We start from the raw sequence: 8,785 nt of genomic DNA on the forward strand, positions 1-8,785 counted from the left end.
CGCCCACCGTGCGCATCACCAACATGCGCAAGCCGGAGCCCGTGGCCCCGCCCGAACCTCCGCGGCACGGCGACGAGGACGCGGACGAGCGCATGTTCCCGGAAGAGGGCTCCGCCGAAGGCTGTGCCTCCGGCGAGTGCATCCCCGTCGCGGAGCCCGCCGCCCCCGAACCGGAGCCGCCGGAACCCGAGCCTCCTCCCGCGATGGCGCCCGTCGCCACCAGCCGCGACAACCCCAACCGCTCCCTGCCCGAGCGCTGGCGCGCCGCCGTGGAGACCGTGAAGTCCACGTCCGTGCGCCATGGCACGGCGCTCGCCAACGGCCGCCTCCAGTCCATGAAGGCGGGCGAAATCATCCTGGGCTTCCCGCCCACCGCCGCCTTCCACAAGGCCGCCGTGGTGTCGCCCGGGGGCAAGGCCACGGTGGACGCGGCGCTGGCCTCGCACTTCGGCCGGGCCGTGAAGCTCACCATCACGGACGTGCCCCAGACCCAGGACGCCCTCCCGGGCGGCATGGGGCAGAGCCTCTCCGAGCAGGACACCCAGACCCGCAACACCCACGAGAAGAGCACCGAGGGCAAGGTGCGCTCCCACGCGTCCGTGCGGGCCATCCTCAAGATGCTGGGCGGCGAAATCGAACACATCCAGGTCTACGAGCCCGAGCGGCCACCGGCCAACCTCCCGGACGTCCCCGCCGCTCCTGACGACTGACAACGCCGCGCGGCCCCGCTAGGGTGCGCGGCAACGTCCCTGCTCCGAGCGGCGCCATGGCGGCCCCGCGCTCCCACGACCGGGGACCGAGGAAGCACATGCCCGGCATCGACCTGAACTACTTCATCCGGCAGGCGAACAAGCTCACCGAGAAGATCGAGGAGCGGAAGAAGCAGCTGGCGGAAGAGACCGTCGAGGCGAAGTCCGGCGAGGGCCTCGTGACGGTCGTCGCCAACTGCGTGCAGGAGATCCGCAGCATCAAGATCGACAAGAGCGCCATCGACCCCAACGACCCGGGGATGCTCGAGGACCTCGTCACCGCCGCCGTGAACGCTGCCCTGGCGAACAGCCGTCAGCACATGAACGCCGAGCTGGCGAAGATCTCCGGCGGCGTGAAGATCCCCGGCATTAACTAAAGACGGATGACGCCCGATCCGCTGAATCGCCTGGTCGCCCAGCTCGCGAAGCTGCCGGGCATTGGTGAGAAGACCGCCCAGCGCCTCGCGTTCCACATCCTGCGGGCGCCGGGCGAGTTCGCCGTCGACCTCTCGCAGGCCATCCGCGAGGTGAAGGAGAAGGTGCACCTGTGCGTGCGCTGTTTCTCCCTCACCGACTCGGAGCTGTGCGGCTTCTGTCGCGACAACCGCCGCGACGAGCGCGCCCTGTGCGTGGTGGAGACGTACTCGGACCTGATGGCGCTGGAGCGCACCCGCGAGTTCAAGGGCCGCTACCACGTGCTGCACGGCGTGCTGTCCCCGCTGGAAGGCGTGGGCCCGGAGCAGCTGCGCATCAAGGAGCTGCTGCTGCGCCTCAACGACAGCCGGGTGGAGGAGATCATCCTCGCCACCAACCCGGACATCGAGGGTGAAGCCACCGCGCTCTACCTCACGCGGCTGCTCAAGCCGATGGGCCTGCGGGTGACGCGCATCGCCCAGGGCCTGCCCATGGGCGGCGACCTGGAGTTCGCGGACCAGGCCACGCTCGCCAAGGCACTGTCCGCCCGCCGAGACCTGTGACGGCGCTGGCCCGTCCCGCGCGCTGAACGCGGGACGGAAAAGCCGCCGCACCGGCTACTGCGTCACCTTCCACGAGAACGGCATCAACACCGTGACCTCCTGGTCGCGGTGCACCGGGAAGCGCAGGCTCTGGGCCTGCGTCTCCAGGCAGCGGCCCACCGCCGTGGACGCCAGCGGTCCGCGAGTGCCCGCGCGCACCTTGCCCGAGGACACGATGGTGAGTTCCACCTGCACCTCGCCCGAGGCCGCCGGCAGGTCGGACTTGTAGCGCTCGAAGCAGCCGGTGATTTTCGAGCGGCCGCCGGACACCACGCGCTGGATGTCGTCGATGCCCAGCGACACGGGCTCCTTCACCGCCGGCTTCTTCCCCCCCTTGCGATGGGACGTGTCCTCCGCCCCGTCGTCCACGGGGCGCGAATCCGTGACGGACGTCGCCACCGCGTCACCGCCCGGCGTGTCGTCCGGCACGGCCCCAGGCGCGGTGCCTTCAGGCCCCTGGTCCTGCGCCCCCGTGGGTGCGCCCTGTCCCTGCATGCCCGCGGCGGCCTGCTGTTCCGGAGCCTGTGAGCCCTGGGCCGGAGCCGCTGGAGTCCCATTCGCCACGGGCGCGACGGCCTGCTGTGCCGGAGGCGGAGGCGTGACGTTGGTCGCGGTGCCACCGGGCCGCGCGACGACGAACGCCACGCCCGCTGCCACCAGCCCCAGGCCCCCCACCACGCCCAGGAGCCAGCGCCGGGACGCGGGCTTCGCCACAGGCGCGCTCTGCACGACCCCCGGTTCGGGAGCCAGTGCCTGCACGGGGGCCGCCTTGTTCTGCGAGGTCAGCGCCCTCACGCCCGTGCTGCTCGGACGGGACACCTGCTGCCCGTAGGTGTGGGTCCCAGCGCCGGCGACGGGCGGCGAGATGGCCGCGAACTCGGGGTCCGTCGGACGCGCGGCGGTGAGCGTGGCCAGCGTGGGGATGCGCGTCTTCTCCGTGACGCGCTCCTCGCCGAAGTGGTTGCGCAGGAACGTGCCCAGCGTCGGGGCGCTCGCGGCTCCGCCCTGGAACTCCGCCGCGAAGGCCTCCAGTGCATCCGCGAACTCGTCCGCGGTCGCGTACCGGTCCTCCGGCTTGAACGCCATGGCCTTGAGGATGATGGCCTCCAGGCCCTCCGGCAGGTCCGCCCTCAGCGCGCGCGGCTTCTCGAACTCGCCCTGCAACAGCGCGTTGAGCACCGCCAGGTCGTTCTCGCGGGAAAAGGGCCGCACGTGCGTGACGGCCTCGTAGAGGCTGACCCCCAGGGAGAAGACGTCCGCGCGGTGGTCGACCTCCTTCCCCTGCGCCTGCTCCGGCGCCATGTAGATGTACTTGCCCTTCACCACGCCCGTGCGCGTCTGGACCAGGCGCGACTCGGCCTTGGCGATGCCGAAGTCCAGCACCTTCACCTGGCCCTGGTACGTCACGTACAGGTTGGACGGCGACACGTCCCGGTGCACCACGTGCAGTGGCTGGCCCTGCTCGTTGGTGAAGGTGTGCGCGAAGTGCAGGCCTCGCGCCGCGTCGATGAGCACCCGCATCACCACCGGCAGCGGCACGTACTGGCGGCGCCGGCCCGCGAGCCGCAGCGTCGTGGAGAAGTCCTCGCCCGCGAGGTACTCCATGCAGATGTAGTAGCAGCCGTCCGTGAAGCCCAGTTCGTGGATCTGCACGATGTGCGGATGCGACAGCTTCGCCGCGAGCCGCGCCTCGTCGCGGAACATCTCCACGAAGTCCGGGATGGCCGACAGCGCCGGCAGCATCCGCTTGAGCACCACGTTGCGCTCGAAGCCGTCCGCGCCCAGTAGCTTGGCGAGGAAGATCTCCGCCATGCCACCCTCGGCCAGCTTGCGCACGAGCACGTACTGCCCATACGGCTGGAGGAGCGTCGCGGCGGATGCGCCGGCGGGATCCGGAATGGGAACGCTGGTCTGTGCCATCCCTCAAGGTCCTCGCGGTTTCAGGGTGCGCACCGTGAGTACGTCCGGGGCACCGGGACGCGTCATCTTAAACACCAGCAGGGGGGGCATTCCCATGGGGGCCACCCAGGTATCGAAGCGGTGCTTGGCGTCCAGGGGCACGGCCCGTCCGTTGATGGACAGGCGAGCGTTCACGGGCGCCACACCCGCAGCCCGCACCTTCTCCGCCGCCGGCACACCCTGGCGCGGGCTGTCCACCACCAGCCCCACCACCGAGTTGTCATAGACGAGCTCCAGCTTGTTCATCCGCCCGCCCTTGAGGGCCGCGCCCGCCTGCGACAGCGGCGTGACGGACCACAGGTAGCTGCCCTCGCCCAGCTGTCCCGCCTCCAACGCAGCGCGCGGCTCCGACACCGTGCGCTGCACCACTGGCGTCGCCAACGAGCCTGCCTTGTACACCGCCACGCGATAGCTACGGGCCTGCGGTTCCTCGCCGTAGGTGAACGTCACCGCCGGGGGCTTGTCCTGGTAGAAGATGGTCGTCTTCTCCGGCCCCTCCGGCACCACGTTGCGCACGCGCGCCAGCGAGCTGGTGGGGGACTCCGGAGCGAAGTGGACGCTGCCCGCCGCCACCTGCGTGCCGTCCTCCTTGCGCGCCCGCCAGTACAGCGTGCCCTTCGCCAGCGCGGACACGTTGACGGAAGCGCGGTGCACGCGCCCCCAGAGCACCGGGCGCTTGAAGGCCGCGTCCTGCGCCGCCTCCACCACCGCGTCGCCCTCGCCCTCCCAGGTGAGCGCCACCTCCGCAAGGCCCCGGTGGTAGACCTCCGTGCCGTCGCCCGGGCCCACCGCGACCACCGCCGCCTCCAGCGGCTCCACCTTCGCGTTGCCATCCGTGCCCACGGTGGCGCGCTCACCGGCGCGCAGCTCCTGCCGCGCCTCGCCCCGCCGCAGCGTCACGTCGCCCGTGTGCGCCGCAACCTGCATGCCGGCGTCGGTGCGGCGGATCTCCAACCTCGCGCCTCCGCCGGACTCCACCGTCATCCCCGGCAGCACCACGCGGCTCTCGCGTCCCATGGCGAGCTGCACGGCCAACAGACCCTGGAGCAGGTTGACGCGCGCCTCGTCGACGGTGCCCTGCTGTCCCGCGCTCTCCAGCACCGCCTCCGCGCCTGGAGCGAGCGTCAGCACCGTGCCGCTGTCCTTGAGGGACAGCACCGCCTCGCCGCCCTTCGTCCGCACGCCGTCGCCAAAGGCCAGCACCTCGCCCTCGCGGCGCACCTTGCGCCAGCGGCCCGTGTCCTTCGCCTTTACCTCCGCGACGCCCGAGGTCGCGCGCACCGTCACCGGGATGGGCGCCAGCTCCACGACACGCGGGGCCGCGGGCGTCACCTGCGCGCGCTCGCGGGTCAGGTCCACCGCGTCGCCCTGCGCCGCGCGCAGCGTCTTGCCGTCCTTGGAGACCAGCTCGATGGCGCCCAGCTTCACCTCCACCCGCGCCGAGTCCTCCGCCACCGCGACCTTCACCTCCGACGGATCCGGCCCCACGCGCGTGAGGCCGAAGGGGGTGAGGATGTTCAACGTCACCTTGGAGCCCGCGCTGTCCGCCTTCCCGCCCGCGGGCACGCGCGACAGCACGATGCCGCGCTCCACCTTCATCACGATGCCCGTCGCGTCCGAGCCCACCGCGAACCGGCCCTCGCTGCCCACCTCCACCGTCCGGTCGCCCGGGAAGCGCACCGTCGCGGATCCGCTCTCACCGGTCTCCACCGCGTCGCCCGCGAGCAGCGGCCCCTCCACCGCCGGCCCCACCTTGCCGCCGCGCTCCAGGCGCACGTCGCCGGACAGCCCTTCCAGGCGTCCAATGGGAACGACGGCCCCCGCGTCCACCTCCACCACTGGCGGAGGTTTTGGCGCCTCCTCGCGTTCACACCCCGAACAGCCGGAGAGGAGGACGAGCAGCGACAGCGCCAGGATGCGGACAGGACTCACTGAAACCTCGACGACGACGGACGGGCGCGTCGCGGCACTGCCGCGCGACTCACCGGCCCCTCGGGAACAGATCAACGTTGAGAATGGCCTGCTCGCCTTCGCGCACGGTGACCATCTTCGTCTGGGTCACGTGCCCCGGCGCGGACAGGGTGATGCGGTACGTGCCGCCACGGACGCGCGCGGTGAAGGCGCCGCTCTTGTCCGTGCGCGTGCGCACCTTCGCCTGGGGAATGATCACCGTCGCCACCAGGGGCTGGCCGCTGCGCGCGCTGCGCACCTGGCCCACCAGCGTGGCCAGCTCGCCCTTGCGGTCCTGCGACAGCACCACCACCAGCTCCGACGTCTGCCCCGCCACCACCACCGCGGCCTCTTCCGAGGGGCGGAAGCCCGGCGCGGACATCGCCACGGCCACGGGCCCCGGCTCCAGCCCCTCCAGCAGCACCTCGCCGGCCTTGTTCGTGCGCAGCTGCGCGGAGCCAGAGACGACCTGCACGTCCACAACCGGCGCGCTGTCCTTGCCCTGCACCACCTTCACCTTGAGGGAGCCCGTCTTCGGCGCCTTCTTGCTCAGGCGGAGCTGGACCGGCGCGCTCTCCGTGGCATCACCGCTGACGGTGGCGACCGCCGTCGCGTCCTCATAGCCGTCCACGCTCGCCTGCGTGGACTGCGCGCCCTCGGGGAGCAGCACCCTCAGCTGTCCCTGCGCGTCCGCGACCAGTTCCTCGTCCGTGCCCGGCGTCTTCAAGGAGGGCACGCGCACGTGCGCGCCCGGAAGCGGTGCGCCCGTCTCCGCGTCCACCACGCTCAGCGCGACGAAGGCCTGGCGCGGGCCCACGGGCCGCGACGTCCGGCCCACACTGCCCAGCACCACCTCGAAGCCCAGGCCAATGCGGCGCATCCGCTGCTCGGAGCGCAGGCCGCTGTCCTCCAGCTCCATCGTGTCGTGCGCCTGCTGCACGTCCAGGAGCAGGAGCCCCGTCCAGCCGTCCCTGCGCACCACCGGATACGACAGCGCCGCGCCCACCACGTAGCCGGACGACGACGCCTTCAGCCCGTCCGCCGCGTGCGCGGAGAGCGTCAGCGGCACCTCGCCTCGCGCCTCCAACTGAAGCTGCGCCGGCAGCGCCACCAGCACCCGACCTGAAATCAGCGCCGAGTGCCGCACCCCCCGCTGCAACACCGGCGCATAGGTGAACCCGCCGAACAGCGGCAGCTGCGCGAAGCCGTAGCCCGCGCCCAGCTCCAGCCGCACCGGCCCCAGGAACAACCGCCCTCGCGGCCCCAGCGAGCCGCGCACCAGGCTGCCGCCCGTCACGCGCGACGACGCGTCCCGCAGCTCGAAGGCCTCGCGCTGGAGATCCACCTGTCCACCCAGGTACGTCCCCGCCCAGCCCATCAACGTCAGCGCCACGTCGTTCGGCGTCAGGCCGCTGTAGGTGAGCCCGGGCCCTACATCCACCTGCTCACCCTGGCGGGAGGACAGGCCGTAACGAAGGCGCAACGAGGCGCGCTCGGACTCGGGGGCCTGCGCACGGGCGGCCCCGGTACAGGCGAGCGCCAGGACGAGGACGACGAGGCGCGGGAGGATGTCGGTGAGGGGGCTCGGGCGGCGCAAGGCCCGGGAGAGTATAGAGAAGAGGGGCAGGTGTCCCAACCCGCGAAGCCGTCATTCCTTCAAGAAGCGGCGCGGATCACGGCTGGCTTCTTGCTGGAGTGGAACTGCTTTGCTAAGCATGACGGCGGTCGGTAGCGCCTCGTCTAACCTCCGGGATTCACTCCAGAAACATCGGAGCGCCGCCGTGCGCGGGGCGAGCGAACGCTGAGGAGCGCATACGCCCATGGGCACGCAACTGGTGATGTACGAAGAGGAGTTCACCAAGATCAACGCCGTTTGCGACCGGCTCACCAAGGACGCGAACGCGAAGGTGGTCTTCCTCGTCGACAAGAACGGCCAGCTCATCTCCTCGGCCGGCCAGACGCAGAACATCGACACCACGTCGCTCGCGTCGCTGACGGCCGGAAACGTGGCCGCCATGGGTGGTCTGGCGAAGCTGATCGGGGAGAACGAGTTCCCCAACCAGTTCCATGAAGGGGCGAAGGACAGCCTCTACATGACCATCGTGGGCAGCCGCGTGGTGCTGGTCGTCATCTTCGACAACCGCACGAGCCTGGGTCTGGTGCGCTTGCGCATCAAGAAGGCCAGCGACGAGCTGACGAAGATCTTCGAAAGCCTCGTGAAGAAGACCGACAGCCCCGGAGCCGGTTCGCCGTTCGCCGAGATCTCCGACGACGATATCGACAACCTCTTCAGCGAGTAACCCGGGAAGCCATGTCCTTCATCAATTACTCATCCCGCGAAATCAACTGCAAGATTGTCTATTACGGGCCGGGTCTCTGCGGGAAGACGACCAACCTTCAGTACATCTACAACAAGACCGCGGCGGACACGAAGGGCAAGCTGATCTCCCTCTCCACGGAGACGGACCGCACGCTCTTCTTCGACTTCCTGCCGCTGTCGCTCGGTGAGATCCGCGGCTTCAAGACGCGCTTCCACCTCTACACGGTGCCCGGCCAGGTGTTCTACGACGCCAGCCGCAAGCTCATCCTCAAGGGCGTGGACGGCGTGGTGTTCGTCGCCGACAGCCAGATTGAGCGCATGGAAGCCAACATGGAGTCGTTGGAGAACCTGCGCATCAACCTGGCGGAGCAGGGCTACGACCTGAACAAGATTCCGTACGTCGTGCAGTACAACAAGCGCGACCTGCCCAACGCGGTGACCGTGGAGGAGATGCGCAAGGCGCTCAACCCGCGGAACATCCCGGAGTACCAGGCCGTGGCGCCCACGGGCGTGGGCGTGTTCGACACGCTCAAGGCCGTGGCCAAGCTGGTCCTCACCGAGCTGCGCAAGGGCGGTTGACACTCCGCCTGCTGTCCTGCCCGGCGGGCTACCCCCCACCGGGCAGCCCCCGGCAAAGGATGGTATGACCTCGTGCCGTCGGGCAGAGCCGCCTTCCGAGGTCGTACCGTGCGCGTCGCATCCGCCACCTTCCGTCTCCTCGCGCTGCTGAGCGCTGGCCTGTCCGGGCCGGTGTTCGCGCAAGGCGCGTCCCCCTCCCCTGCTTCCCCGCC

At 70.4% G+C, this 8,785-nt stretch carries 7 protein-coding genes and 1 pseudogene; 5 read left to right on the forward strand and 3 right to left on the reverse strand.

From position 1 onward, the window contains the following. The 3 genes and pseudogenes from D7Y21_RS38305 to recR all read left to right on the forward strand — a co-directional run. Positions 1-710 (forward strand): annotated as a pseudogene (locus D7Y21_RS38305) (DNA polymerase III subunit gamma/tau); the annotation flags it as partial. A 98-nt stretch (positions 711-808) separates the two neighbouring features. Further along, positions 809-1,126: a YbaB/EbfC family nucleoid-associated protein gene (locus tag D7Y21_RS38310; protein WP_014394799.1), complete on the forward strand. Its 318-nt coding sequence runs from the start codon at positions 809-811 to the stop codon at positions 1,124-1,126. Positions 1,127-1,132: 6 nt separating this feature from the next. Then, positions 1,133-1,726 (forward strand): recombination mediator RecR, encoded by a 594-nt coding sequence (gene recR, locus D7Y21_RS38315; RefSeq protein ID WP_120564938.1) that lies wholly within the window; start codon positions 1,133-1,135, stop codon positions 1,724-1,726. A 54-nt stretch (positions 1,727-1,780) separates the two neighbouring features. Here the strand turns inward: recR and D7Y21_RS38320 are convergent, their stop codons facing one another. The 3 genes from D7Y21_RS38320 to D7Y21_RS38330 are packed head-to-tail and all read right to left on the reverse strand — an operon-like array spanning position 1,781 to position 7,310. Next, entirely contained in the window at positions 1,781-3,685 is a 1,905-nt protein-coding gene (locus D7Y21_RS38320; RefSeq protein ID WP_121718347.1) for a protein kinase, read from the reverse strand. 3 nt (positions 3,686-3,688) lie between these two features. Next, positions 3,689-5,656 (reverse strand): hypothetical protein, encoded by a 1,968-nt coding sequence (locus D7Y21_RS38325; RefSeq protein ID WP_121718348.1) that lies wholly within the window; start codon positions 5,654-5,656, stop codon positions 3,689-3,691. A 49-nt stretch (positions 5,657-5,705) separates the two neighbouring features. Then, positions 5,706-7,310 carry a carboxypeptidase regulatory-like domain-containing protein gene (locus tag D7Y21_RS38330; RefSeq protein ID WP_233612456.1) on the reverse strand — a complete coding sequence of 535 codons (1,605 nt, stop codon included), beginning with the start codon at positions 7,308-7,310 and terminating at the stop codon, positions 5,706-5,708. A gap of 184 nt (positions 7,311-7,494) precedes the next feature. Between D7Y21_RS38330 and mglB the strand changes: the two genes are divergently transcribed. Together mglB and mglA are read left to right on the forward strand one after the other, a co-directional pair. After that, positions 7,495-7,974, forward strand: coding sequence for a gliding-motility regulator GTPase-activating protein MglB (mglB, locus tag D7Y21_RS38335; protein WP_002637270.1), 480 nt, complete (start codon positions 7,495-7,497; stop codon positions 7,972-7,974). 11 nt (positions 7,975-7,985) lie between these two features. Then, positions 7,986-8,573 carry a gliding-motility regulator Ras-like GTPase MglA gene (gene mglA / locus D7Y21_RS38340; protein WP_014394794.1) on the forward strand — a complete coding sequence of 196 codons (588 nt, stop codon included), beginning with the start codon at positions 7,986-7,988 and terminating at the stop codon, positions 8,571-8,573. Positions 8,574-8,785: the final 212 nt, after the last annotated feature.

The organism is Corallococcus sp. AB045 (assembly GCF_003668895.1).
GTDB classification, from domain to species: domain Bacteria; phylum Myxococcota; class Myxococcia; order Myxococcales; family Myxococcaceae; genus Corallococcus; species Corallococcus coralloides.